Raw genomic sequence first — 25,267 nt, 5'->3', positions numbered from 1 at the left:
TCACCGCCCCGCTGCGAGCGCAACGGATTTCTGAAGTCGCATCGCGGTGTTGATCAGCGCGAAGTGGCTGAACGCCTGAGGCGTATTGCCGAGCTGTCGATGTGACTGGGGGTCCCACTCCTCGCTCAGCAACCCGGCGTGATTGCGCACTGCCAGCAGCCTCTCGAACAACCGCATCGCATCGCCCCGCCGCCCGATTCCGAGAAGTGCGTCGACGAGCCAGAACGAGCACGCCAGGAAGACGCCTTCGTCGCCCGGGAGGCCGTCATCGCTCTCCTCAGGCCGGTAACGCAGCACGAAACCGTCGTAAAGCAGTTCCCGCTCGATCGCTTCGACCGTCCCGACCAGCCGGGGGTCGTCCTCTGCGACGAAGCCGAGGACGCCGATCTGGAGGAGGCTCGCATCCAGTGCGGACTCGCCGTAGCTCTGTGTGAAAGTGTTGCGGTCGTGGTCGAAGCCGTTGGCGAGCACATCCGCCTTGATGTCGGCTCGCAGCCGCCGCCACCGATCCAGCGGTGCCTGGAGCCCGAATTCCGTCGCCTCCTCGATCATTCCGTCGACCGCCACCCACGCCATGACCTTCGAGTACGTGAAGTGCCGGCGAGGCCCGCGCACCTCCCACAGGCCGTTGTCCGGCTGCCGCCACACCGCCTCCAGACGCCGCAGCAGCGCGCACTGGAGGCTCCACGCGTCGCCGGTCACCTCCGTACCCGTCGCCGGCCGTACTGAGAGACCCCGCATAATCTCTCCCCACGCGTCGAGTTGCAGCTGGTCCGCGGCCTCGTTCCCCACGCGTACGGGGAGGGAGCCTTCGTATCCGTCGAGCCAGGGGAGGATCGTCTCGGGCAGCCGTCGACGACCGTCCAGCCCGTACATGATCTGCAGCTCGGCGGGCTCGCCGGCGATGGCGCGCAACAGCCACGACCGCCATGCCTCCGGCTCTTCGGTGTACCCGGCGCTGGAGAGCGAGCGGGCCGACATCGCCGCGTCGCGCAGCCAGCAGAACCGATAATCCCAGTTGCGCGGGCCGCCCAGCTTTTCCGGCAGGGACGTGGTCGCGGCGGCGACGATTCCCCCGGTCGGCCGGAACGTGAGCGCCTTCAGCGTGATCAGCGAGCGTTCGATCGCATCGGAGTACGGCCCGTTTACGCCGACGGCGCGTGACGACCACTCCCTCCAGAAGGCCACGGTCTCTTCGAGGGCGCCGTTCCCGTCGACACGCTCCGGAGGCGTCAGGTGGCTTGCTTTCCAGGTGAGCACGAACGTCCTCTGCTCTCCGGGACCGAGCTCGAACTCGCTGACACTGGTGAGTCCCTCGCCGGAGACCGGCGCATCCGACCACAGATAGGCGCCGTCCGGTCCTGCGATCGCACGAATGCCCGACTCGCCGCGGGTGACCCAAGGCACGACACGGCCGTAGTCGAAGCGGAAGGCCACCTCACTCCGCACGGCCACACGTCCGGTTTCACCGCTCACGATCCGGACCAGCGTGACCTCGTCGTCGCGATCGGCTCGCACCGGCATGAAGTCCAGGATGCGGACGCGATCGTCGCCGTCGGTCCAATCCGTCTCCAGCACCAGCGTGCCCGGCCAGTACGCCTGCCGGGCCACAGCGCCCGAGCTGCGGGGCCGGACGCTCCAGTACCCGCTCTCACCTGTGCCGAGGAGGGCTGCGAAGCACGCGGGCGAATCGAAGTGCGGCAGACAAAGCCAGTCAACCGAGCCTTCGGTGCTGATCAGGGCCGCGGTTTTGAGATCGCCGACCATCGCGTAGTCCTCTATCCCCGGCATGGGACCAGAGTGTAGAACTCCCAAGCCCGCCCGACGAGACCTACTTCGCGCAGATGGGCTCTTGCCGACCCCTCCCCATCGGAAGAGAATCACCCTGGGATCACCCCAGGACAGGTGGGCGCGAATGAAATGGCCGCCGACAACAACACACCACACGAATCGGACGCACTAAGTCCTCTGCGGAGCCGGACCGGAGTGCTCCTCATCGCCGCGACAGTGCTGGCGTCACTCGTCGGCTTCCTCGACGCCTACGTCGTCATCGTCGCGGTTCCTGCCATCAAGGCCGACCTCGGAGGGACCGCCACCGAGATCCAGTTCGTGGTGACCGGGTACCTTCTCACCGTTGCGTCGCTCTTACTCCTCTCGGGATCGCTCGCCGACCGGTTCGGGCGGCGACGCGTGCTCGAAGCGGGCTTACTCGTCATGCTGATCGCCTCGGTGCTCTGCTCGCTGGTGCCGAACATCGATTGGCTGATCGGCGCCCGCATCCTTCAGGGCGCGGGGGGCGCGCTGGTCGTCCCGAGCAGTCTCGCCATGCTCAACGGCACCCTGCGGGTCGCCGATCGCGCACGAGGGATCGGGATCTGGGCCGGGATCTCCACACTGGGGACCACCGTCGGGCCGTTCCTGGGCGGCTGGCTGGTCGACCACGCGAACTGGCGCTGGGTCTTCATCCTCAACGTCCCCATCATCGTGGTCGCGCTCGTCATCCTCCGCTTCGTCCCGGAGGTGCTCGTCCGCGACCGATCCGCTTCGGCGGATATCCCGGGCGCTGTGCTCGCGATCCTGGGACTCGGCGGGGTGACGTATGCGTTCACCGCGGGACCGGCATCCGGATGGACCAACCCAATCGTGATCGCCGCCGGCGTCATCGGCGTCCTCTCCCTGGTCGCCCTCGTGCTCGTGGAGCGGCGGCGTCCGAACCCGATGCTCAAGCTCCAGCTCTTCCGTTCGCGTCAGTTCAGCGCCATCAACGTGACGACGGTACTGCTCTACGGCGCCTTTGCCGCGGCGAACTATCTGCTCGTGCTCCAGTGCGAGCTGCGGTTGGGATACTCCGCTTCGCAGGCCGGCGCAGTCCTGATCCCCGAATCGATCGTCTTTCTGCTGCTCTCCCCATTCACCGGAGCGCTCGTCGCCCGCTGGGGACCGCGGTGGCTCATGGCGGCAGGCATCATCATCGTCGGCATCGCCTTCCTGCTTCTTGCCGGAGCCAGGCCCGGCGAAAGCTACGTTCAGGCGGTGCTCCCCGGGGCTCTCCTCTGGGGTTTCGGCGCCGGCTTGCTCGTCACGCCCCTGACCAGCTCGGTGCTCGCAGCCGTTCCTGACACAGACCTGGGTGAGGCTTCTGCCATCAACGACGGCGCTTCGCGGGTGGGCGCCCTGCTCATCACCGCGCTAGTGCCCGTCCTGATCGGGGGGTCCGGTGGCGGCCTCACTTCCGCAATCGAAAACGGCTACGCGACGGCGATGGTCATCATGGCCGTCTTCTGCCTTGCCGCCGCCATCATTGCAGCTGTGTTCGTGTCCAACGCCCGGGTGGGACCGCCACACCTCATGCCGGGACCACGGGTCAACACCTGCGCATTCCCCATGCCCGGACCTGACAGAGCCGAGGAGACGGTGACATGACCGACGAACAAGAGACCGACAGCCACCGCGGATCCGGTCAGACCCTCCGGGGTCAGACGGTCGTCATCATCGGCGGGAGCCAGGGAATCGGCAGGGCGACCGCCGAGCACGCCCTGAGCCGCGGTGCGCAGGTGGTCCTCACCGGACGAAATGCGCAGCGTCTCGAAGAGGCTGGCGCTGCGCTCGGCGGAGTAGATACCGCGGCCTTCGACGCGACCGATACTGAAGCACTGGAGCGCTTCTTCTCCGGCCTGACCCACCCCGTCGACCAGGTGATGGTCTCCGCCGGGGGCTCCTACTATGCGCGCGTTCCCGACCTCGACCTCGGACGCGTCGCCGGCGCGATCGCCGAGCACGTTCTTCTCCCATTGGCCGTGGCCAAGTACGCGCCGGCGCAGGTACGACCGGGCGGCACCCTCATCTTCATGACCGGCACTGCCGCGCGTCATCCGGCTCCGGGACTGTCCGTGGCGGGCCTCTTCGCAACCGGCATGCCCGAGGTCGTCGCGAACCTCGCGTTGGAGACCGCACCGGTCCGGGTCAACCTCATCGCCGCGGGTTTCGTCGACACACCCCTCTCTGCACGCCTGCTCGGGAACGACCTGGATACACGGCGAAAGACACTCCGCGAGACGCTGCCGATACGGCGGGTGGTCACGGCGGACGATGTCGCCTCACTTGCCCTTCACTTGATGGAGAACGAGTCGATCACCGGCGCCACCTTCGACATCGATGGAGGCCAGAAGCTTCTCAGCGAGGGTTGACCCGGGGCCCGAGCAGGCGGAGTCCGGCAGCGAGGGCGACTTGCCGGTAGGCAGCCGCGAGGTCGTCGACCGATGCGTGAGCGTTCAAGCCACTCGGGTTCGGCACGACCCAGACCTGCGATCCTCCCCACACCTCCGGTTGGCGGCCGATAACCGCGTCCGGTCGGTCGAACGCGACCCGGTATGCGCTGATGCCCAGGATCGCCACGACAGTCGGCCGAATGTTCGCGAGGCGCTCCTGAAGGGCGTTCCCGCCCTGCTGGAGTTGCTCGCGCGTCAGCTCCGCTGCCCGCGAGGTCGCCCCGGGGACGATTGATGTGATTCCCACGCCCTGTCTGCTGAGTTGCGCGACATCTTCGGGGATGAATCCGTCTGACGCGTCCACCACATGGTCCGTGATTCCCGCACGGTAGAGCGCTTTGTAGAACCGATTGCCGCGCGGCGCGAAGTGGGCTTGGACGGCGACGCTCAGGAGTCCTGGATTGATTCCGACGAACAGCAACCGTGTCGGCCGCGGCAGGAGGTCAGGAAGCGTCCTTCCGGTGAAATGGGCCAGATCGCCTCGCGCAAACCTCATCGGCGCCAGACCTCCTTCTGCTGATCGCGGGAATCGACGCGGGGCAGCGCAGATGCGACCCTCGCGGCGATCTTCTCGACGGCCAGACCCGAGGCATCCAGTATCTGCTCGCGAGTTCCTTGTCCGAGGAAAGCGTCATCGAGCGCGAACACCAGGGGATCAACGGTGGTTGAGGCCGACAGATGCTTCTGCAGCCGGCTGGCGGCACCGCCGTAGCGGACACCGTCCTCGAGGATCGCGACGAGGTCGTGTTCGCGCGCGAGGGTGTCGAGCCCGGTCGGCGACGGCGCCACCCAGCGCGGGTCCACGACGGTGACCCCGATCCCGTCTTCAGCCAACCTCCGCGCGACCTCCAGCGCCCGCTCGGCCATTGCGCCGATCGCAACGAGCAGAACATCCCGCGCCCGCGACTCGTGCAGCACATCGATGCCATCGGAGGAGCGATAAAGGGCCGTGATCGCCTTCGGCGCCACGCCGCGCGGGAACCGCAGTGCAGTCGGGCCGTCATCGACCGCAACGGCCTCGGAGAGCAGCTTCCGCAGGCTTGCCGCATCGCGCGGGGCTGCGATGCGTACCCCCGGCGCCGCAGCGAGCAGCACCGTGTCCCACATGCCATGATGGCTGGCGCCGTCTGGGCCCGTGACACCGGCTCGATCGAGCACGAACGTCACCCCGGCCCGGCGGGCGGCGACCTCGTGCAGCAGCGGGTCGAAGGCGCGACCCAGGAATGTGGAGTAGAGCGCCACCACCGGGTGCAGTCCGGCGTGGGCCAGTCCGCCGGCGCACGCGACCGCGTGCTGTTCGGCCATGCCGACGTCGATCACGCGCTCCGGAAAGGCCTCTGCCAGCGGCCCCAGGCCAGTGGGAAGGAGCATCGCCGCCGTGACCGCCACGACCCTGTCGTTCCTGCGCGCTTCCTCGAGGATGGCGTGCCCGAATACCTCCGTCCAACTAACCCCCTTCGGTGCCACCGCCCTGCCCGAGACAGGGTCGATCCTGCCGACCGCGTGGAAGCGGTCGGCCGCGTCCTCCAAGGCTGGAGCGAATCCCCTCCCTTTCTCCGTCACTACATGGACGATGACGGGCTCGGCGGCGTCGCGTGCGGCGCGAAGCGCACGTTCGACGGCTGCGCGGTCATGACCATCGACCGGGCCGACGACGACAATCCCCAATCCGGGGAAGAGATCCGCATCACCGCTCCGATGCGCACGGAGGGCGTGCGCGATGCCTCCGACCGTTGGCGCATATGATCTGCCGTTGTCGTTGATGACCATGACGAGGTTTCGACGCCGGGTGCGGACGATGTCGGCAAGCGCCTCCCACGCCAGGCCACCGGTGAGTGCCCCGTCGCCGACCACGGCGACGACCTTCCGAGACCGGACCGATGGTTCGTCGGCGTCGAACGCGGACGCTATCCCGGCCGCCCACGACAAGGCCGCTGAACCGTGGGAGCTCTCGACCACGTCGTGGACGGACTCCCGCCTTAGCGGATAGGCTCCCACGCCACCCTGGCCGCGCAACGCCCCGAAGTCACGGCGCCCGGTGAGCAACTTGTGGACGTAGGTTTGGTGGCCGACGTCCCAAATGATCGGCTCGGACGGGGAGTCGAATACGCGGTGGATGGCAATCGTCAGTTCGACCACACCGAGATTCGGCCCAAGGTGGCCTCCCGTTCTCGAGACGGCGTCCACGAGGAAAGCACGGATCTCAGCGGCTAGAGCGTCGAGTTCCGGGTCAGTCAGATCGTCGAGATCCCGGGGCGATCGCAGCCGTTCGAGAATCACTGGAGCCAGCTCTCGAGCTCCGACACGAACGAGGCCGCATCGAGCAACGATCCGGATCTCCGAACCAACCGAGCGTCCGCCGCAGTTGCCGCCCGTGCGACCGTGCCAGCAAATGAAGCGTCTGCTTCGCCATCGAACTCGAGCAGGACGACCGCGTCGCAATCGCCGAGAACCTCGGCCAGGTCGCCCACCGTCGTCTCACGAGGCACGACCACACCCTCGCCGCCCAAGCGGTAGACATCGTCGGCCGCGACAACGTCATGGACCACACCGAGAAAGTCGTGGTCGCGATCGTAGAGTTCCGCAAGCAGAGGATGTGCGAGGTAATGGTGGGCACCGATCACAGCGATTCGGGACACGAGCAGACCTTCCTGGTTACACCGCCGGGGCGGTATTTGACCTACGGGTCCATAAAGCATACGCTGCTGGTGCGAGCGCGCCGGAACGGCGGCGGTCGACTGCCCATCGATGACGATGCACTCGCGCCGGTGCCCGCCGCAGTTCCCCCATGCGTCGGCGGGCGCCGGCACTCAGAGCGACGCGACGGCCTCCCGCACAGCCACGACCGCGCGAGCCGGATCCGTTCGCATCTTCAAGAGGATGCTCGTCGCGATGACGGTGGTCAGTAGCATCGAGGCAGACCGGGCCGCGTCCGACTCGGCGCGGAACTCGCCGGACCGGCGCCCCGCTTCCACCACGTCGCGGAAAGCGGTCTCGATACCGGCGAAAAGATCGTCGGCAATCCCACGCGCGCTCGCGTCGACGCTGGCGACCTCGGCGATCGAGTTGACCATTAAGCAGCCCTGCGCATGGGTTCCGAGCCCGGTCAGCTCGTAGACCGCCGCCTCGATCCGCGGCCGGACGGGACCCTTCGCGTCGAAGGCCGCGGCCAGGTAATCGATCCGCCGCTGCTTGTATCGCTCCAAGGCGGATATGAAGAGCTGATGCTTGCTCTCGAACGTGTTGTAGAAGCTGCCTTTGCCGATACCCAGCTCGTCCAGCAGCAACTGAGGTGTTGTGCCGGCATAGCCGTTGCGCCAAAATACCTCCATCGCGCGCTCCACGGCGGCGTCCGCCTCGAATTTCCTCGGCCTTCCCATGCCGCGAACGATAGCGGTTCTGTACTAACGGGTCAATTCTGGCGCCCGGCGACAACGGCACGGGTGCGGAATTGTGTAGTTGCAGGTACATTACAGTCGGGCGCGATCGCGTCACGATCCCTATGGAACCCGAGGCACCAGACCATGTCGACAAGCCGAGCACAACCGACGACCGCACCGCTCAGCACAGCAGAACGCCGGGAGTTCCGGGCCGCCGCCCTGATCGCGATCGGCCTGGCCGCGGCACCGGTGGTTGCCCTCGGGTTCACCCGTTTCGCGTACGCCCTCCTGCTCCCCGCAATGCGCACGGACCTGGGCTGGTCGTTTGCGACCGCCGGCGGGATCACGACGGCGAACGCCGTCGGGTATGTCATCGGATGCGCCACGGCGGCTGTGCTGGCCCGGCGGTTCACCGAGCGCGGCGTCTTCGTCGTCGGCATGATCATCAGCGCGCTGGCTTTACTGGCCACAGCTTCATCCGGCGACTACATCTACCTGACGATCGTGCGCTTCGTCGGCGGCCTGTCGACCTCGGTCGTTTTCGTGATCGGATCCGCCATGGCGTCCCGCATCCGCGTGCCCCGGCCACGCCAGTCGTCCATCATGGTCAGCATCTACATCGCCGGGGTCGGCGCGGGAATCGCGATCTCGGGCATCGCGGTCCCCATCGTCCTCGGCTGGCTTGGAATCCAGGGCTGGCCGGCCGGCTGGATCCTGATGGGCCTGTTGTCGGTGCTCGCGGTCTGGCCGACGGTCGTCGCGTCGAAGCGTGTCGACCCCCCAGCCGCCGCGGGAGGTCCGCGCACCTCGTTCGCCTTCCTCACCCCCACCTTCATCTGGTACGTCCTGTATGGAGCCGGCTACGTCTCGTATCTCACGTTCGTCGTCGCGCTGGTCGGCCAGCAGGGGCTGAGCGCCTGGGCGATCGCCGCGTTCTTCATCTCGATCGGAGTGGCCTCGGCGCTCGGCACACTGCTGATCTGGGGACCTGTCGTCGCCCGGCTCAATTCGGCCCTCGGACCGGCGCTCGTCACTCTCGTCGTTCTGATCGGCATCATCCCTGTGCTGATCTGGCCAGGCGTCGTCGGGGCGTTCATCTCCGCGGTGATCTTCGGCGCGGGTTTCATGGCCGGACCGACCGCCGCCACCGTGACTGCCAAGCGGTTCCTTCCGCCCGCGGCGCTGACCGCGGGTATCGCGGCTCTCACCGCCGCGTTCTCCGTCGGTCAGGCCGTCGGGCCGGTCGCCTCGGGCGTCGTGTCCGACACGAGACTGGGGATCGTCGGCGGTCTCTGGCTCTCGGTGGTGCTGCTGCTCGCGGCAGGCGTGGCGGTGCTCTTCCAGCGCAAGCCACGCACTTCGGACCAGTAGGACGGTCGGTCGTTCTCGGCGAAACCGACCGACTCAGTCCACGACTTCGAGCACGACGGCGATGCCCAGCCCGCCCCCGACGGAAGCCGCGGCGACGCCGTAGCTGCCGTGCGGGGCTCCCGCTCGGACGAGGCGGCTGAAGAGACGGACCACGGAGATGGCTCCGCTCGCCCCCCACGGGTGACCGAGGGCCAGCGCTCCGCCGTCGGCGCAGACCCGCGGGTCGTCCTCAGCCACTCCGATCCGCTCCAGCACGGCGATGCTCTGAGAGCCGAAAGCCTCCACGACCTCGAACGCCGACACGTCGCTCACTGCGAGCCCCGCTCTCGCAAGCGCCTGCATGATCGCCGGTGCGGCGCCGATCCCCGGGAGCGCCGGGTCGCACCCGACGACCGCACTCGCTCGGACGGCGAGACCCCGCGCCGTTCCGGCAGGAGCCAGGACGACCGCGGCCGCGCCGTCATTGAGCCGTGTCGAGGAGGCCGCGGTGAGTATCCCGCCGGCGTACAGGGAGGGGAGGCGCGCGAGGACCCGCTCACTTCCCCGGACTCCCTCGTCACGGTCGAGGCGGCCGAGTGGGACCAACTCGGACGTGAACGCGCCGGCTGCTGATGCGATCGCCGCACGCCGGCGGCTGCGCGCGGCGTAGGCGTCGACCTGCGCCCGCGTCATGCCGTCGTGTCGAGCCAGGTCTTCGGCGGCACGCACCATGTCCGGATCGGGAAAGCCCTCTGGCGCGAACGGAGCGCGCTCATACGCGACATCCCCCTGCATTCGCACGGGTGCGGTCGAGGCGCTCTCCACACCTCCCGCTATTCGTATCCGCCGGTCCCCCGCGTCGATCCCGGCTGCCGCATCCACGATCGCAGCCAGGCCACTCCCGCACTGCCGGTCGACGGTGCCTCCCGGTGTGTGCACGCCGAGGCCCGCGGCCAATGCGGAGACGCGGGCAGGATTGCCGCCGGGTCCCATGCAGTTGCCGAGGATGACGTCCGCAACCTCGATCTCATGTCCCAGTGCCGTCTCGGCATCGCGAACGACCGCGCGCAGCACCGGCGCCGCGAGTTCCTCCACACGAAATCGGGCGAGACCGCGCCCGCGAATCCCGATCGGGGTTCGACGCGCGGCGATGATCACCGCTTCGTTCCGGGATCCGGCTCCGAGGTCACGCATCGAGACGCTTCGCCTGCCCTTCCATCACACGACGACGAGCCTCCGCCCGCGCTGGCTTGCCCGAGAGAGTTCGCGGTATCGGGCCAGCGAACCAACGGCGGGGACGGTGAGCGGGAGCGAGACGAGCCGTGACCGCGGCTCGGAGTTGCGGCAGTGAGAACCGGGCGTCTCCGGGCTCGATCATCGCCACCACCAACGCGCCGATCCCCTGGATCGGAAGGCCGAACACCAGCACGTCGCGGACTCCCGCGACCTCACGAAGGACCGACTCCACCTCTTCGGGAACGACAGTCGCCGACGCACTCAGGATCGCCTCGTCGGCGCGTCCGAGCAACCGCAGCCGCGGAGCTCCCTCGCTGTTGCGCACCCATTCCCCGCGATCCCCCACAGTCACCCACGCGCCATGACGTCGCAAAGGGCCTGCGGCTCCCGCATAGCCGGCGGCCACGAAGGGGGACCGCACCCAGACCTCCCCCTGGCGGATCTCGATCTCGACACCGGGGAAGGGGGCAAGACCGTCGCCCTCATCCACCGCGACGAACGACAATTCGGCCGCCCCGTAGTATGCCGCGACCCGGACATCCGATGCCTCGGCGAGACGGCGAAGGCCGGGATCGAGCCTCGACCCGCCGACGAGCGCCACCCGAAGCCCGGGGGCGGTACCGGATTCGAGCACACGTCGCAGCGACTCAGGTGTGCCGTGCATTCCGTCACTGCCGGCCGCTCGGAGGAGTCGCGCAGCGGGGCCGCCGCTGAGCTGATGAGCTAGCGAGAACAGCGTCATCGACGACGAAGCCGGCCCCGGCAGGAAGACCTCGCGGGCCACGTCGGAGCACAGGGGCGGCGACGAGTGCGTCATGAGCTCGGCGACAGCGGCGAAACTCTCCGCCCAAGAGGACTCGCTACGCAGGACGACGCGTGGCGCGCCCGAACTTCCCGAGGTTGAGGTAGCCCAGGCGATCCCACTCAGATCAGCGGCAGAGGCGGCATCGACGGCGGCCGATCGCGCCGCAGCGGGCGCGCGATGATCGAGCACCATGGGCACATCCCCGTTCGCCTGGATCGCCTCGAGGTGCTCAACCAACGCGCAATCATCGTCCAACACGGCGATGACCGACGACACGGGACCTCCCACCTGAACAACGTTCACCTGAACGCCGTTCAGGATCATCTTATACTTCTCCGCACGCTCGAAACCCTGTGTGTTGTCTCCAGCCAAGAAGGTCAGCCCGCACTGGGACGGCCGCCGCTGGACTACGAGAGTCGCGGCCTATGAAACGCCAATTTGGTTGGAAGCACCGGGCGACAAGACAGACAGCGCAGTGCGATGAGGAGATGAAGAAGGCCATGAACGAGAGAGGGGGGCCAAGTACCAATGAATTGAAAGGGACGACGGGTCGAAGAAGCCCCAGCCGAGAAAGACGAAACGAAAGAGCCAATGCACGCAGGCACTTTAAGCGAGCTCGCGCCGCGGCCGCGGTATGACAGGGGTTCCGTGTAAACCTGGTTGCATGGCAAACCGGGGCTCATCCGCGCGCACCGAGCGACGCGCGGCGTCGTATGAACGGCAGCGTCGAGATCACGAAGCAATCCGATCCCGTCGCACTCTCGAGCGGGAGTGTGAGGCCGCGAAGCGGCACGCCGCCGACGCGTTGTCGGAGCTGGAGGCAAAGTGGAGCACGCACGCCGACGCCCTCAAGCGACTCTGGCTATCGCAGACCCTCGACCGCATTCGGCTCGAGCAGAACGCCGCCCTTCGAGAACGTGACGAGTTGATCGCCGGACTCCAGGACGTCGGCGAGAGTTGGAATGCTCTCGCTGCGCGCACCGGGCTGAGCCGGCAAGCGCTGAGCAAGCGTGTCGGTCGTTGACACGCGTAAAGGCATCGCTCACAACAAGCCCACCAGGCGAGGCATCTTCTCCGTCAGCGAGACTCAGACTCCACGACGCTCGAGTTCTGCGTCACCATCGCGAGGGCGGCTTCAGTAGAGCTTGGCCCGCGCGGACTCCGCGAATCTTGGCACGCCGGCACGGGTAAGCGCGAGCAAGAAGTGATCCACGGTCATCGCCGGGGAGTCGTAGCCCTCGACGAGTTCGACAAGGGCGCGGAGCGTGGGTGCGTAATAGAGGTCGAGCTGGTCCAGAAGGAAGTCGTCGGGGTGCACGACTTCGAGGTCGAACGGCTCGACCGAGCTCTCCGGGAAGTCTCTGGTGTTGAAGGACACCAGCACCTCGGCACCGCCGCGGACTGCGGCCGCGAGCACGTGCCGGTCCTTCTCGTCGTTCGTCATCGTCGGCACGAGGTCGTCGTAGCCGGTGACCATCGCGTCGGCGAAGTAGCGCTCCATAGTGCCGACCCGCTTCTCGACGAGCGTGGGGTCCTCGCCGTTCTTCACAAGGTTCTTCGCAAGCTCGAACAGGACGTCTTTCGACCACAGCGGCCGGAAGAGGCCTCTGTCAGCGAGCTCCAGAATGAAGTCGCTCAAGAGCGCCCCGTATAGGACGTTCGTATCGAAGAAGGCAGGAAAGCTCACTCAGCGTCGAGTTCCGCGAGACGCTTGACCTCCGCCGGGTTTCCGACCTGGACCTTCGCGTCGAGATTGGCACGCCGAAGCTCACGCAGGGCGGCACGCCGCTCGCTACGGAAGTTCGCCTGATATGCGACCAGATCCTCCAATCGGACACGACGATGACGGCCCGGCTTGTCGAACGCGATATCGCCAGCCTCGAGCAGACGAACCAGCGTAGGGCGACTGATACCGAGGAAGTCCGCAGCCTGCTGCGTCGTCATTGTCATGCCCTGCGGAACGACCGTGATGCCCTCCCCCGCCGCGAGAGCATTCGCGACCTGCTCGAGGATGCGGAAGATCTCATCCGGGATCGGACGAGCCTCACCGTGCGGGTCCACGAGCGCCGCCTTGGACGAATGCCGCGTGAGATAGGCCTCGAGCTCGTGCATCAACTGGGCGAAGTCGAGTAGCTCCTCGCGAGCACCAGCCTCGGGGAGGTACGTCTGAGCCCGACGGGCGACGCGCGGCGTGTCGGTCGAGGTGTTCATGACATCCATCCTAGACGTCAAATCGAAAAAATCGAACACCATTCCGCGCGCAGACAGGTGCAGATTAAGCTCAGGCTTGACGCCCAAGTAGTACTTCTCCCGGACACGAAAGTCAGAGCCGCACGCCCGCCAGCATCACACACTAAAATTCAAAGTGAGGGTCTTGGCAGCTACGCGTGACTACATTGTGACTACAATCCTCCGAGATCCAACGTGATCTAACGCGATCTCAGAGCATCTCCTTCCGCGGAAAATCAACGATCTGTCACTGTACGAGAGCCTCTGTCACGCTAGGATTTCGACTGAAAATCGAAAGGTCACCGGATCGATGCCGGTCGGAGCCACAAAACCCCCGGGTCAGCCGGGGGTTTTTCATTTCGCTGAATCGTTCACCCCGCGCAAACCCCGCACTTTCAGATCAGGCCTTCCAGCCGTTTGTCCAGCACTTCGGCTGCGCGCGTCGCGCACTTGATCGTGTTCATGTAGACGCCCTGCGTCATCGACGGGCTCTTGTGACCGAAGGGATCAGCGATCTCCGTAGCCGACAGGCCCGCCTGGTCGAGCAGGGTGGCCACTGTCTTGCGAAAAGAGTGCGTCGACAGACTCGGGTAGCCCCAAGGCGACCCTCCTCGATCCGTCGAGCGCAGGAAGTGGCTCGCGGGCCCAGCTCGATTCCTCCAAGCCGGCGTCTCAGGCTGCGATCAAACGGATCAAGCCCCGCCCGGGGTCGAAGCGAAAATATCGAGTCCGAGCGAATGAGAGAGGAACCGGGCCGCCCGCTGCCCCCGCACGCTGTTACCGGCAGGGTCGAGGCGCGGTGAGAAGGTTCCGAGGCCGCCCTTGCCCGGTGCGACCGTGACGATGCCGCCCGAGACACCGCTCTTTGCTGGAATGCCCACTTCGAACAGCCAGTCCCCGGAGAACTCGTAGAGTCCACTCGTCGCCATCACGGCGAGCGTGTCACGGCAGACGGATGCATCGATGACCTTCTCCCGGGTGATCGGATTGACACCTCCATCAGCGAGAGTGGCGGCCATGACCGCCAAGTCCTCGGCGGTGACTAGGAGTGAGCACTGTCTCGTGTAGACGTCGGTCGCCTGAATCGGGTCGAATTGCATCCGCCCATAACTTTGGAGGAGCCGGGCAATCGCCATATTGCGCTGGTTGGTGGCCGACTCCGATGCGTAGACCTCATCGTCGATCTCGAGCCGCCGCCCGGCGAAGCGGGATAGTCCCTGTTGTACAAAGTCCCACTTCTCCGCCGCCGTCGAGCCGGGCGCCAGGCTCGTCGTCGTGATCGCGCCCGCGTTCACGAGGGGATTCCTGGGGTCGCCGTCGCTGAGTTCAAGAGCCATGACCGAGTTGAACGGGAGGCCCGTGTTGTTCACGCCGACGCGGCGCGACACCTCCGAGTGCCCCAGTTCATGACAAACCAGGGCGAACACAAACACCTTGGAGATCGACTGTATCGAGAAGGGGTGGATAGAGTCACCGACACTCGTCGTTTGGCCTCCGACACCGCACACGCTGATGCCGAAGAGGGCCGGGTCTGCTTCACCGAGCGAGGGGATGTAGTCGGCGACCTTCCCGTCATCCAGGCTGCGGTAGCGTTCGTGGGCGGTTTCGATGAGTGCGTGGACTCGTTCGACGTCGGGAAGGGTGCCCGTGGAGACCACATTCTCCTGCACGGGCACTTCGTCCGAATGGACGGCGTCGGTCGAGAAATCGGGCAGCGGAGTCTGTCGTTCGAGGTAAGCCATCGGGTCCTCCGTCTCGGGCGCCTGAGGGCACCCCCGGCGCTTGCACGCTCATGATAGGCGCCCAACTACGCGGGCGGCATGGCCCCGAATGCGGTTCGTCCTCGGCACCGAGAAAGAAGAACGGCCTCCCAGGCGCGCCCATTTCAACATCGCGAGGGGTGCGGGAAGGCAGTGCTCAGGGTCGCTCAGCTGCGGGGCCCACTTCGTCCGCATGGCGGTGGACGACCTTCCATTCCCCGCCCTCGCGGCGGTAGGCCTGCGTCACCCGGAGCGTGTAGCTTCGTGGTTCGCCGTCGACGATCGTCGAGGTGATTTCGCGATGCGCGGTATACGCGAGGTCGCCGCTCACCTCGGAAGCAACGAGTTCGATCTCGCTGCTGGACGCATGGGAGAACGCTTCAGCTAGCCTGACGAACACCTCGCGCACGGCGACCGCGTTCTCCGCGCTGACCCACGCACCGAACAGCGTGACAGGTTCGCGGTCGGACCACGTCTGGAATCGAGGCGCTGCATCTCCGCCATGGAGCGCGACTTCGGCCGCCCGCCACCGCGTGTTGAACCAGTCGAGAAACGCCTCGCGATCGTCCATGACAGCATTCAACTCGCGGACCCACCGCCACCGGAAGTGCTCCTTTACTTCGCCATCGAGAAAAAAGGGTCCGGGACTGCAGGGCGCCCTCATCTCGGAGACGCGTCGACCGCGTGCGGCGTCCGAGGCGAGACCACCGATCTCGCCCTTGTCGGTGCCGGCGTGGATGCTGCCGGGATGCAGCGAGGACCCAACGAGGAGACTCTCGAGATGCAACCTGATCTCGGAGCATCACTTTCCGCGTTCGTGGTTGTTACCGTCGGCACCGGAGGCGACTGCCGACCAGCGCCGCTCCATGGGGTTCATCCAGTCGTGCGATCAACCCCTTGGGACGCGACGGCAAGCGCTCGCGCTCGCTCCAACAGGTTCGATGCCGCTTCCAGGTCGAACACCGTACCGGATGCACGGCCGGCTGCGTACCCGGCCAGGTACGCTGAGACCGGCGCAGCGGGCCGTGCGATGTTGTGAGCCGCGTCCCGAGCGAGTTCCAACACCAACGACACCACCTCGGCGGTGACGTCGGTGCCGAGTTCATCGTTCAGCGCGCACACCCATGCAGCCAACTCGGTCATGTCCGGACCCTCTCGTGCGCAGCAGCCAAGTCGTCGGGCGTGTCGATGTCGTCGCTGAGGCCCGCCTCATCCGCGACGTGAGTCAGCCGCGTCAGGTCGAAGAGCGCGCGGGCTGGGGCGGAGTCGACGGCATCTTGCCGGCGCAGACGCTCGACGTTCGCACGCAGGACGGTGGCGCGATACACCCCGCACAGCCACTGCGGGCGACCCGCCGCGTCGGTCAGGACGACGCCGTCACCGTCGCCGGCAGCAGCGAGTTCGCGCAGCAGGAGAGCAACGGCGTCCGGCGCGCGGACGATGTCGCAGGCGAGCACCACCACGTGATCGGCCGTCGAGTGGCGACGCGCGAGCTCGTCGAGTCCCGCGGCGACCGCGGCCGCGGGACCGCCGAAACGCGGCTCCTCGCACGTCACCGTGACGTGAGGCCGCAGCCCGACGGACCCCGTGAGATCGCAGGGACCGACCACGACGACGGTCATCCCGTCGGTGGCACGGAGTGATCGCTCCAGGAGGGTCTCCTCGCCCACGCGTACCGCAGGCTTCGGGGTGCCCAGCCGTCGCGCCCGACCGCCTGCCAGCACGACCGCAGCAAGCGGCGCGACGATCTCTCCTCCAGTCATGCGGGCTGGATGACGGTCACGAGCTGGCCGGGATGGACGTCGCCGACATCCGGCCCGACCACGGCGATCAGCGGGGCGGAGAACATCGACGAGAGAGCGTGTGCGGCACCCGACGGGTGGCCCAACGGGGTGACCGCGAGACCACCGTCCGCGCGGTCGGTGACGGCTAATGGCAGGTACCGGACGGCTCCCGCCGACCCGGCCCACCCCTCGGACACGGTCTCGGCACTGAAGTGGGCTCCCGCCGGCCGGCCGGAGAGGACGTCGAGCGCCGGCCGGGCGAATACTTCGAACGAGACGAACGCTGCCGTCGGGTTGCCCGGCAGAGCGATCCACGGCACCCCGTTCCAGGTTCCGTGCGCTTGCGGGCGCCCCGGTCGCATCGCCACGCGGGCGAGCATCCCGCCCGGCGACTCCGCGGCGGCTCGCCCCATCAGGTCGTGCGAGCCGGAGCCAAGGCCGCCCGTGGACAGGATCAGGTCGGCGCCGGCTGACGCCTCATCCATGGCCGACGCGACCGAGGCCGTGTCGTCGAGCGCGCGGTGGCAGCCGACGACCTCGCCGCCGAGTGATGCCACCGCTGCGCGCAGGTAGACCGAATTCGAGTCCGGGATGGTGCCAGCGACCCCGCCCGCGTGCTCGTCGAGCTCGTCGCCCGACGACACCACCGCGACGCGCGGTCGACGCACTACCACAACGTCGTGGTGGCCGACAGCCGCCAGCAGACTGAGCGCTCGCGGTGTGAGCGACACCCCGGCCGCCAGGATCGGCGAACCCGCGGCGATGTCCTCCCCTCGACGGCGGATGTTCGTCTTTGCCGGAGCCCACAGGTCGACGGTCACGCCATCGACGAACCGGCCGGGGAGCGAGCACTCGACCGGCACGACGAGGTCGGCGCCGACGGGAATCGGCGCACCGGTCATGATGCGCACCGCGTCGCCGGGGCCGATCGAGGCTGCCGTCCCCGGTCCGGCCGTACGGCGTCCGACGACGTTGAGGCGGACCGGACGATCCGGCGCAGCGCGGGCCACGTCGCGCGCTCGTACGGCGAAGCCGTCCATCGCTGCATTGTCGAACAGCGGCACCGGGGTGGATGCGGTGATCGTCTCCGCGGTCACGCGCCCAGCCCTTCGACGACGGGGATCCGTTCGGACGCAAGCGTCCGGACGAGGGCCAATACGGCGTGACGGTAGCTCTCGACGGTGTGCGGTTCCGCGCCCGCGATCTCGTTCCGGGTGCTCTCGACTCGTCTCATGCGACCACGGTACGAGAAGGCTATGTCCGCGCCGTTGCCCTGCGATCACGCCCGGTTACGTTCCCCTCACACCGCGTCACGGGCGCCGAGAGGTCTTCGTTACGCCGGCTTCACGCCGCGCGTCCACAGTCGAAACACGGCGTCCCTAGCGTGGTGCCACCCACCGAGTCTGGAGGTCCGCCATGACCAGCACCGTCCCCGAATCGACCTCGATCGCTCCCACCGGCGAAGCCGCCCGGCCTGCACCGGATGCGCCGGCGCTCATCGTCCGTCCCGGCCGGTGGATCGAGGGATGGAACGCCGAAGACCCGGTGCAGTGGCGCGACCAGGGCGCCGCCATCGCCCAGCGCAACCTGCGCTGGTCGATCTTCGCCGAGTTCCTCGGCTTCGTCGTCTGGCAGCTCTGGTCGATCGTGGTGGTGTCGCTTCCCGCCGCCGGCTTCACCTTCGACACCGCGCAGACGTTCTGGCTGATCTCGATGCCGAGCCTGGTCGGGGCGACGCTCCGCTTCCCGTACACGTTCATGGTCCCGCGATTCGGCGGCCGCAACTGGACGATGATCTCGGCAGCCCTGCTGCTCATCCCGGCGATCGGCCTTGCCGTCTGCGTCGCCAACCCGGAGACGCCGTTCGGCGTGATGCTGCTGGTCGCGGCGCTGGCCGGGTTCGGCGGCGGCAACTTCGCCAGCTCGATGGCGAACATCACGTTCTTCTACCCGCAGCGGAAGAAGGGATGGGCGCTCGGCCTCAACGCGGCCGGCGGCAACCTCGGCGCGGCCGTCGCGCAGTTCGTCGTGCCGATCGTCATCACCATCGGAGCGGGCGCGACCCTGCAGCTGCCGCTCGCGGGCCTGATCTGGGTGCCGCTCATCATCGTGGCGATCGTCGGCGCGTGGCGGCGCATGGACAACCTGACCAACGCCCGGGCCGACCTGACCGCCTCCCTCGCCGCGCTGAAGGCCCCGGAGCTGTGGCTGATGGCGCTGCTCTACATCGGGACGTTCGGGTCGTTCATCGGCTTCTCCGGCGTCTTCCCGAAGCTGATCGCCGACCAGTTCCCGTCGTTCAGCGCGTTCCCTGTGGCCGGCGCGACGCTCTCGCTCGCCTTCCTCGGCGCCCTCGTCGGCTCGCTGGCCCGCCCGATCGGCGGACGGCTGGCCGACCGGTTCGGCGGCAGCGTCATCACGATCGCGGCCTTCGTCGTCATGGGCGCGGGCGCGCTGGCGGTGGTGCTCACTCTTCCGTTGGACAACTTCTGGCTGTTCCTCGCGTTCTTCCTCGTGCTGTTCGTCGCGAGCGGCGCGGGCAACGGGGCGACGTACCGGATGATCCCCACCCTGTTCGCCCTGCGTGCCGGCGCCGCCGACGGCCACAGCACGGCGGGCGACGTCTCCGCCCAGCGCACCGCGGCGGCCGCCCTCGGGATCGTCTCGGCGTTCGGCGCGTACGGCGGGTTCGTCATCCCGCAGGTGCTCGGCCTGTCGAAGACCTCGACCGGCGGCTACGAGTCCGGCCTTCTGTGGTTCGTCGCCGCGTACGCCGTGCTGCTCGCGGTCACCGCCGGCGTCGCCTTGCACGGGCGCCGCCGCGGTGTCCGGATCTAGGCCGGGACGCGCCCCATGGCCGCCGACAGCCACTGCCCGTACTGCGCTCTGCAGTGCGCGATGACGCTGACTCCGGATCCGCTCGCGGCGACCCCGGTCACGGTCAGCGGGCGCGCCTTCCCGACGAACCGCGGCGGTCTCTGCAAGAAAGGCTGGACCTCGGCGGAGCTCCTGCGCACGCCCGACCGGCTCACCGTCCCGCTGGTCCGCCGCGACGGCGAGCTGCGGGCGGCGACCTGGGACGACGCCCTCGGGATGATCGCAGAGCGCCTGGCGGACATCCGGCGCGATCACGGGGCTGACGCGGTCGGCGTCTTCGGCGGCGGCGGCCTCACCAACGAGAAGGCCTACCTGCTCGGCAAGTTCGCCCGGCTGGCGCTCGGCACCTCGCGCATCGACTACAACGGGCGTTTCTGCATGTCGTCGGCGGCGGCCGCGGGCAACCGGGCGTTCGGCGTCGACCGCGGGATGCCGTTCCCGGTGACCGACCTCGACGACGCGGACACCATCCTGCTTCTCGGCTCGAACGTCGCGGCGACCATGCCGCCGTTCCTCGGTCACCTGGCGGGCGCCCGCGCGGCCGGCGGGCTGATCGTGGTCGACCCGCGGCGGTCGCAGACGGCGCAGCTCACGGCGGACGGCGCCGGGGTGCACGTGCAGCCGGCACCCGGGACCGACCTCGTATTTCTGCTCGGACTGCTGCACGTGGTGCTGGCCGAAGGCCTCGCAGACACCGCGTACCTCGAAGCACGCACGACCGGCTTCGACGCGGTGCGCCGGAGCGTCGCGGGATGGTGGCCCGAGCGGGTGCAGGAGCACACGGGCGTCCTGGTCGGGCAGCTGCGTGATGTCGCCCGCCGGCTCGCGCGCGGGCGCGGGACCTTCATCCTCACCGGGCGCGGCGTGGAGCAGCACGTGGACGGCACGGACACCGCGACAGCCGCCATCAACCTGGCGCTGGCCCTCGGCCTGGTCGGCCGGGCCGGATCCGGCTACGGCACCCTCACCGGGCAGGGCAACGGGCAGGGCGGCCGGGAGCACGGGCAAAAGTGCGACCAGCTGCCGGGCTATCGCAGGATCACCGACCCGGCGGCCCGCGCCGCGGTCGCCACCGTCTGGGGTGTGGAGCCCGACGTCATCCCCGGCCCGGGCGTACCCGCTGTGGAACTGCTCGGGATGCTCGGGCAGCGGCCCGACGGCGTGCGGGTGCTGCTCGTCCACGGCTCCAACGTGGTCGTCTCCGGCCCGGACGCCGGCGCCATCCGCTCCGGCCTCGAGGCGCTCGACCTCCTCGTCGTGTGCGACTTCGTGCTGTCGGAGACCGCTGAGCTGGCCGATGTGGTGCTGCCGGTGACGCAGTGGGCGGAGGAGGAAGGCACGATGACGAACCTGGAGGGTCGCGTCCTGCGACGGCGACGCGCCCTCGATCCGCCGCCCGGGGTGCGCAGCGAGCTCGACATCCTGGCCGACCTCGCCCACCGGCTGAATGCGCCGTCGGTGTGGCCGACCGACCCGGCCGAGGTCTTCGACGAACTCGCTCGGGCCTCCGCGGGCGGTGTCGCGGACTACTCGGGTCTCAGCCACGCCTTCCTCGACGCACAGGCGGAGACCGGGGAGGCGGCCCACTGGCCGTACCCCGCCGGATCGACGGGTACGCCCCGCCTCTTCCTCGACCGCTTCGGCCACGATGACGGACGAGCGCGTCTCGTCGCCGTGCAGGCCCGCGAACTGACGACAGGGCGACGGCCGGGCGAACTCACCCTGATCACCGGGCGCCTCCTTGAGCACTACCAGTCGGGTGCCCAGACCCGCCGGGTGCCCGAGCTGGTCGCCGCACAGCCCGAGGTGCGCGCCGAGCTGCACCCGGCGACGGCCGCCCGGCTGGGCATCGCCGACGGCGACCGGGTCATCGTCGGCAACGAGCGCGGTGACGTGAGCGCACGCGCCCTGCTGTCGACCGGGATGCGCCTCGACACGGTGTTCCTGCCGTTCCACTTCGCCGGCCGGCAGTGCGCCAACCTGCTCACCGAGGCGGCCGTCGACCCGATCTCGGCGATGCCCGAGTTCAAGCGGACCGCCGTGACGGTCCGCCCCGCTGTGGAAGAGGAGGCGGCATGAGCGGACGTCCCCTGCGCGTGGTGCTGGTCGGCTACGGCCCGGTCGGTGCCCGTTTCGTCGAGGAGCTGCTGCCCTCCGTCGCCGACGGAGAGGCGACGCTCACCGTGGTGGGCGCCGAGCGCGAGGACGCCTACAACCGCGTCCTCGTCGCCGAATACGCCGTCGGGGCGGCCGCACGCGAGCGCCTCGACCTCACGGACACCGCTGCGGCGCGCGCTGCCGGTGCCGACATCCGGCTCGGGGAGGTGGCGGTCGCGCTCGACCGGGAGCGCCAGCGTGTGCTGCTCGACACCGGCGAGGAGCTTCCCTACGACCGGCTCGTGCTCGCCACGGGTGCGCGCGCCAACATCCCGACGCTCGACGGCCTCCAGTACGCCAGGCGCGACCGCTCGGCGGCGCCCGGAGCCGCGCTCGACCAGGGTGCGCGTCCCCTGCCCACCGGCGTCGTCGCCCTGCGCGACCTGGCCGACGCCGAGGCCGTCGCACCCGTGGTCGCGGGCGGCGGCACCATCGTCGTGCTCGGAGCCGGCGTGCTCGGGATGGAGTTCGCGCTGCTCGCCGCCGAGCACGGCGCGCAGGTGGTCGTCGTCCATCACGGTCCGACGCCGATGGCGCGCAACCTCGACGAGGCGGGCGGACGGATGCTGAGCCGCGCCGCCCGCACCCTCGGCGTCGGCATGGCCGCGCATGCACGCGCCGAGAGCGTCGGCTTCCGCGACGAGCCGACCGGCCCGGTCTTCGACGGCATCGGCTGCGCCGACGGCACCTACATCGCCGGCGACCTGCTGGTGCTGTCCTGCGGCGTCGGCGCACGGATGGAGCTGGCGCTGGCCGCCGGTCTGGCGTGCTCGTCCGGCATCCTGGTCGACGAGGAGCTGCGTAGCTGGAGCGACCCGGACGTCTTCGCCCTCGGCGACTGCGCGCAGGTCGCGTCGCCGGAGGACGCGGGAACCGACGGCCGGGTCCCCGGAACGCCGTCGGGACTGATCGGCCCCGGCTGGCGCCAGGCCGCCGCCCTCGCTCGACGCCTGCGCGCGGAGGCGGCCGGCGGATCGGGAGGAGCGGATGCCGCCGTGGCGCTGCGCGAACGCCCGGCCGTCGTCATGATGAAGGCGACCGGCCTCGACGTGGTCGCGGGAGGCGACCACGCGGCAGACGCCTGGGACGAGACGGCCCAGGTCGCCGTCTGGCTCGACCCGGCCCGGGGTGCTTACCTCAAGACCGTCGTCCGCGACGACGCTCTCACCGGATTCGTCTCCGTCGGGCTCCCCCACGCCGGCGCCGAACTGACGCTGCTGTTCGAGCGCGGCGGCGCGCTCCCCGCTGAGCCGTCCGCGCTGCTCCGGCTGGATGCCGCCGACGACGGGCAGGTTCCCGCGGACGACCCGCAAGGCCCGGAGGCCACGGTGTGCTGGTGCAACGGGGTGACGGCCGGGCGCATCTCCGAGGCCGCGGCGGGAGGCTGCGGCACGGTGGAGCAGGTCGGCCGCGAGACCCGCGCGGGAACCGGCTGCGGCGGATGCAAGGGCCGCATCGCGAGCCTCCTCGCGGCCGCACAGGCGGTGCCGGGATGACGACAGGTGTCACGGGGCTCACACGTCGAGCCGGTACCCCCGCTTCACGACGGTCGCCACGAGGCCGGGTGTTCCGAGGCTCTGCCGCAGCCGGCTGAGGGAGACCTCCATGGCGTGCTCGTCGTACTGGTCGCACGTGTCGGCCAGCGCGACCGACAGCTGCTTGCGCGATACGACGGCCCCGTTGGCGGCCACGAGCGCCCGGAAGAGCGACAGCGAAGTCGGGGTCAGCCGGATCGGCGTCCCGCGGACGATCGCCAGGCTCCCGCGCAGCTCGACATCGCCGTGCCGCGTGCTGACCCGGCGGGTGGACCGCGCTTCCAGGTGCTCGCAGACCAGCCGAATGAGCGCACCCATCCGGAAGCGGTCCGGCTGGAGCGGATCGATCCCCGCGGCGATGAGAGGGGCGACGGTGACCGGGCCGACCCCGGCCGCGACGACGTCGCTGCTCAGCGCATCCACCACCTCCGTGTGGCGGCCGCGCGCGAGCGCCGCGGCGAACAGGCCGTCGACGGCCGGTGCGCTGGTGAACGTCACGCAGTCCAGCTGCCGGCCCGCGATGGCGTCGACGAGCCGGGTGACGCGCTCGTCGGTGTCCGCAGCGACCGACCACGAGTACGGGGCGACGGTGATCACCGTGTCGCCGGCATCGCGCAACCGCTGGAGCTGGGCCTCGTCCGGCTGGCCGTGCAGCTGCACGGCGACGGTGATTCCGGATGGGAACTCGGCGATCAGCTTGCCGACCAGGGATGCGGTCGTCTCCTCGTCGCTCATCCCGGCGTCGTCGAGACCGGCGGCACGCACCGCGCCGCGCGCCTTGGGGCCGCGGACCAGGATGGTCGACTTCGCGAGCGTGTGCTGCAGCGCCTCCCCGAGCCCGGCCGAGTCGGCGACCTCGAACCAGCGGCGCATCCCGTAGCTGGTGGTGGCCAGGAGCACGTCGGGCGCCGCGTCGAGGATGCGCTCGGTGTCGGCGATCACAGGTGCGTCGTCGTCGGCGTGACGCATGTGCACCGTCGGCGCGTGCAGCACCGTGGCACCGCGGCGCTCGAACGCGTCGATCAGGTCTGCGGAGCGGCGGTCGCTCGTGACGCCGATGCGGAATCCGGCCAGCTGGTCGGGGCGGAACGCCGCGACACCGGGGCGCTCGTCGCTCATCTCACGGTCCCGTCACCGCGGCCGCGCTCGCGAGGGCGGCCGCCGCTGCCGCATCCCCGTCGTTCGCCAGCCGGACGACCTCGCCGATGACCACCACCGCGGGCGAGCCGACGCCCGCCCGCACCGACTTGGTGAGGATGGTCGACAGCTTCCCGAACGTCGTGCGCTGCCGCGCGGAGTAGCCGTGCTCGACGACTGCGACCGGCATGCCCGGGTCCATCCCGAACCGTGCCAGCCCCGCGGTGATCGAGGGGAGGTTCGTGATCCCCATCAGGATGACGATGGTGCCGCCGAGGCCGGCCAGGTGCTCCAGCTCGGCCGGCGAGAGCGGGGCGTGCCCGGAGACGACGGTGAACATCCTGCTGATGTTCCGGTGGGTCACCGGGATGCCCGCCGCGGCCGGCACCGAGATCGCGCTCGTCACGCCCGGGATGACGCGAACCGGGACGCCCGCCCGCCGGCAGGCCTCCACCTCCTCGCCGCCGCGGCCGAACACGAACGGGTCGCCGCCCTTCAGCCGCACGACGTCCGAGCCCTCCTGCGCGTGCCGGACCAGGATGCGCTCGATCTCATCCTGCGGGATGGGATGGTGGCCCGGCCGCTTGCCCACGTCGATCAGTCGCGCGTGCGGCGCGAGCTCCGCGAGCGTCTCGTGCGGGGCGAGGCGGTCGAACAGCACCACGTCCGCCGCGGCGAGCGCCCGCACCGCCGCGACCGTGAGGAGGTCCGGGTCGCCGGGCCCGCCGCCGACGAGCGTGACCGTTCCT

Annotated in this window: 24 protein-coding genes and 1 pseudogene; 7 read left to right on the top strand and 18 right to left on the bottom strand. The window is 69.0% G+C overall.

Going from position 1 to position 25,267, the window contains the following annotated elements:
- Positions 1–1,791 carry a glycoside hydrolase family 15 protein gene (locus ACR9Y5_RS03625; RefSeq protein WP_481299512.1) on the bottom strand — a complete coding sequence of 597 codons (1,791 nt, stop codon included), beginning with the start codon at positions 1,789–1,791 and terminating at the stop codon, positions 1–3.
- Positions 1,792–1,920: 129 nt separating this feature from the next.
- Between ACR9Y5_RS03625 and ACR9Y5_RS03620 the strand changes: the two genes are divergently transcribed.
- Complete coding sequence (locus ACR9Y5_RS03620; RefSeq protein ID WP_481296692.1) at positions 1,921–3,423, top strand: DHA2 family efflux MFS transporter permease subunit; 1,503 nt, start codon at positions 1,921–1,923, stop codon at positions 3,421–3,423.
- Positions 3,420–4,187 (top strand): SDR family oxidoreductase, encoded by a 768-nt coding sequence (locus tag ACR9Y5_RS03615; protein WP_481296691.1) that lies wholly within the window; start codon positions 3,420–3,422, stop codon positions 4,185–4,187. The genes ACR9Y5_RS03620 and ACR9Y5_RS03615 overlap by 4 nt, the downstream gene beginning before the upstream one ends.
- Here the strand turns inward: ACR9Y5_RS03615 and ACR9Y5_RS03610 are convergent.
- From ACR9Y5_RS03610 to ACR9Y5_RS03595, 4 genes are all read right to left on the bottom strand, one after another.
- The gene (locus ACR9Y5_RS03610; RefSeq protein ID WP_481296690.1) at positions 4,174–4,764 is read right to left on the bottom strand and encodes a mismatch-specific DNA-glycosylase; all 591 of its coding nucleotides are present in this window, start codon (positions 4,762–4,764) and stop codon (positions 4,174–4,176) included. The genes ACR9Y5_RS03615 and ACR9Y5_RS03610 overlap by 14 nt on opposite strands.
- Positions 4,761–6,548 carry a 1-deoxy-D-xylulose-5-phosphate synthase gene (locus tag ACR9Y5_RS03605; protein WP_481296689.1) on the bottom strand — a complete coding sequence of 596 codons (1,788 nt, stop codon included), beginning with the start codon at positions 6,546–6,548 and terminating at the stop codon, positions 4,761–4,763. Before ACR9Y5_RS03605 ends, ACR9Y5_RS03610 begins: the two co-directional genes overlap by 4 nt.
- Positions 6,545–6,907, bottom strand: a complete 363-nt coding sequence (locus tag ACR9Y5_RS03600; RefSeq protein WP_481296688.1) for a hypothetical protein — start codon at positions 6,905–6,907, stop codon at positions 6,545–6,547. The genes ACR9Y5_RS03605 and ACR9Y5_RS03600 overlap by 4 nt, the downstream gene beginning before the upstream one ends.
- Positions 6,908–7,078: 171 nt before the next feature.
- Positions 7,079–7,648, bottom strand: a complete 570-nt coding sequence (locus ACR9Y5_RS03595; protein ID WP_481296687.1) for a TetR/AcrR family transcriptional regulator — start codon at positions 7,646–7,648, stop codon at positions 7,079–7,081.
- Positions 7,649–7,792: 144 nt separating this feature from the next.
- On the opposite strand from ACR9Y5_RS03595, the gene ACR9Y5_RS03590 reads away from it, so the two are divergent.
- The gene (locus tag ACR9Y5_RS03590; RefSeq protein WP_481296686.1) at positions 7,793–9,019 is read left to right on the top strand and encodes a YbfB/YjiJ family MFS transporter; all 1,227 of its coding nucleotides are present in this window, start codon (positions 7,793–7,795) and stop codon (positions 9,017–9,019) included.
- A gap of 33 nt (positions 9,020–9,052) precedes the next feature.
- On the opposite strand, the gene ACR9Y5_RS03585 is transcribed toward ACR9Y5_RS03590, so the two are convergent.
- Both ACR9Y5_RS03585 and ACR9Y5_RS03580 read right to left on the bottom strand, forming a co-directional pair.
- Complete coding sequence (locus tag ACR9Y5_RS03585) at positions 9,053–10,192, bottom strand: thiolase family protein (RefSeq protein WP_481296685.1); 1,140 nt, start codon at positions 10,190–10,192, stop codon at positions 9,053–9,055.
- Complete coding sequence (locus ACR9Y5_RS03580; RefSeq protein WP_481296684.1) at positions 10,185–11,363, bottom strand: AMP-binding protein; 1,179 nt, start codon at positions 11,361–11,363, stop codon at positions 10,185–10,187. The genes ACR9Y5_RS03585 and ACR9Y5_RS03580 overlap by 8 nt, the downstream gene beginning before the upstream one ends.
- Before the next feature lie 340 nt (positions 11,364–11,703).
- Here ACR9Y5_RS03580 and ACR9Y5_RS03575 point away from each other — a divergent pair, with 340 nt between their 5' ends.
- Positions 11,704–12,063 carry a hypothetical protein gene (locus ACR9Y5_RS03575; RefSeq protein ID WP_481296683.1) on the top strand — a complete coding sequence of 120 codons (360 nt, stop codon included), beginning with the start codon at positions 11,704–11,706 and terminating at the stop codon, positions 12,061–12,063.
- Between the two features lie 111 nt (positions 12,064–12,174).
- Here ACR9Y5_RS03575 and ACR9Y5_RS03570 read toward each other — a convergent pair whose 3' ends face one another.
- The 9 genes from ACR9Y5_RS03570 to ACR9Y5_RS03530 all read right to left on the bottom strand — a co-directional run bounded on the left by ACR9Y5_RS03570 (position 12,175) and on the right by ACR9Y5_RS03530 (position 18,046).
- The gene (locus tag ACR9Y5_RS03570) at positions 12,175–12,726 is read right to left on the bottom strand and encodes a PIN domain-containing protein (RefSeq protein ID WP_481296682.1); all 552 of its coding nucleotides are present in this window, start codon (positions 12,724–12,726) and stop codon (positions 12,175–12,177) included.
- Positions 12,723–13,250: a helix-turn-helix domain-containing protein gene (locus ACR9Y5_RS03565; protein ID WP_481296681.1), complete on the bottom strand. Its 528-nt coding sequence runs from the start codon at positions 13,248–13,250 to the stop codon at positions 12,723–12,725. The genes ACR9Y5_RS03570 and ACR9Y5_RS03565 overlap by 4 nt, the downstream gene beginning before the upstream one ends.
- A 413-nt stretch (positions 13,251–13,663) precedes the next feature.
- A complete protein-coding gene (locus ACR9Y5_RS03560) occupies positions 13,664–13,852 on the bottom strand; it encodes a tyrosine-type recombinase/integrase (protein ID WP_481299511.1) in 189 nt (62 codons plus the stop codon).
- Positions 13,853–13,960: 108 nt separating this feature from the next.
- Complete coding sequence (glsA, locus tag ACR9Y5_RS03555; RefSeq protein WP_481296680.1) at positions 13,961–15,010, bottom strand: glutaminase A; 1,050 nt, start codon at positions 15,008–15,010, stop codon at positions 13,961–13,963.
- A gap of 175 nt (positions 15,011–15,185) precedes the next feature.
- On the bottom strand, positions 15,186–15,599 hold the full coding sequence (locus ACR9Y5_RS03550; protein ID WP_481296679.1) for a nuclear transport factor 2 family protein: 414 nt from the start codon (positions 15,597–15,599) through the stop codon (positions 15,186–15,188).
- 302 nt (positions 15,600–15,901) lie between these two features.
- Entirely contained in the window at positions 15,902–16,171 is a 270-nt protein-coding gene (locus ACR9Y5_RS03545; protein WP_481296678.1) for a DUF6457 domain-containing protein, read from the bottom strand.
- The gene (mobA, locus tag ACR9Y5_RS03540; RefSeq protein ID WP_481296677.1) at positions 16,168–16,791 is read right to left on the bottom strand and encodes a molybdenum cofactor guanylyltransferase; all 624 of its coding nucleotides are present in this window, start codon (positions 16,789–16,791) and stop codon (positions 16,168–16,170) included. Before mobA ends, ACR9Y5_RS03545 begins: the two co-directional genes overlap by 4 nt.
- Positions 16,788–17,909, bottom strand: a complete 1,122-nt coding sequence (locus ACR9Y5_RS03535; RefSeq protein ID WP_481296676.1) for a molybdopterin molybdotransferase MoeA — start codon at positions 17,907–17,909, stop codon at positions 16,788–16,790. Before ACR9Y5_RS03535 ends, mobA begins: the two co-directional genes overlap by 4 nt.
- On the bottom strand, positions 17,906–18,046 hold the full coding sequence (locus tag ACR9Y5_RS03530) for a hypothetical protein (RefSeq protein ID WP_481296675.1): 141 nt from the start codon (positions 18,044–18,046) through the stop codon (positions 17,906–17,908). The genes ACR9Y5_RS03535 and ACR9Y5_RS03530 overlap by 4 nt, the downstream gene beginning before the upstream one ends.
- 182 nt (positions 18,047–18,228) lie before the next feature.
- On the opposite strand from ACR9Y5_RS03530, the gene ACR9Y5_RS03525 reads away from it, so the two are divergent.
- The 3 genes from ACR9Y5_RS03525 to ACR9Y5_RS03515 are packed head-to-tail and all read left to right on the top strand — an operon-like array spanning position 18,229 to position 23,342.
- Positions 18,229–19,650 (top strand): MFS transporter, encoded by a 1,422-nt coding sequence (locus ACR9Y5_RS03525; protein WP_481296674.1) that lies wholly within the window; start codon positions 18,229–18,231, stop codon positions 19,648–19,650.
- 15 nt (positions 19,651–19,665) lie between these two features.
- Positions 19,666–21,768: a molybdopterin oxidoreductase family protein gene (locus ACR9Y5_RS03520; RefSeq protein WP_481296673.1), complete on the top strand. Its 2,103-nt coding sequence runs from the start codon at positions 19,666–19,668 to the stop codon at positions 21,766–21,768.
- Complete coding sequence (locus ACR9Y5_RS03515; protein ID WP_481296672.1) at positions 21,765–23,342, top strand: FAD-dependent oxidoreductase; 1,578 nt, start codon at positions 21,765–21,767, stop codon at positions 23,340–23,342. The genes ACR9Y5_RS03520 and ACR9Y5_RS03515 overlap by 4 nt, the downstream gene beginning before the upstream one ends.
- Before the next feature lie 18 nt (positions 23,343–23,360).
- On the opposite strand, the gene ACR9Y5_RS03510 is transcribed toward ACR9Y5_RS03515, so the two are convergent.
- Together ACR9Y5_RS03510 and cobA are read right to left on the bottom strand one after the other, a co-directional pair.
- Positions 23,361–24,500 carry a uroporphyrinogen-III synthase gene (locus ACR9Y5_RS03510; protein ID WP_481296671.1) on the bottom strand — a complete coding sequence of 380 codons (1,140 nt, stop codon included), beginning with the start codon at positions 24,498–24,500 and terminating at the stop codon, positions 23,361–23,363.
- 1 nt (position 24,501) lies between these two features.
- Positions 24,502–25,266, bottom strand: a pseudogene (gene cobA, locus ACR9Y5_RS03505) (uroporphyrinogen-III C-methyltransferase); the annotation flags it as partial.
- Position 25,267: the final 1 nt, after the last annotated feature.

It is taken from the genome of Leifsonia sp. KNZ13-11D (assembly GCF_056754895.1).
Note: the sequence above shows the minus strand (reverse complement) of the source record. Positions and strands in the feature narration are given on the sequence as shown.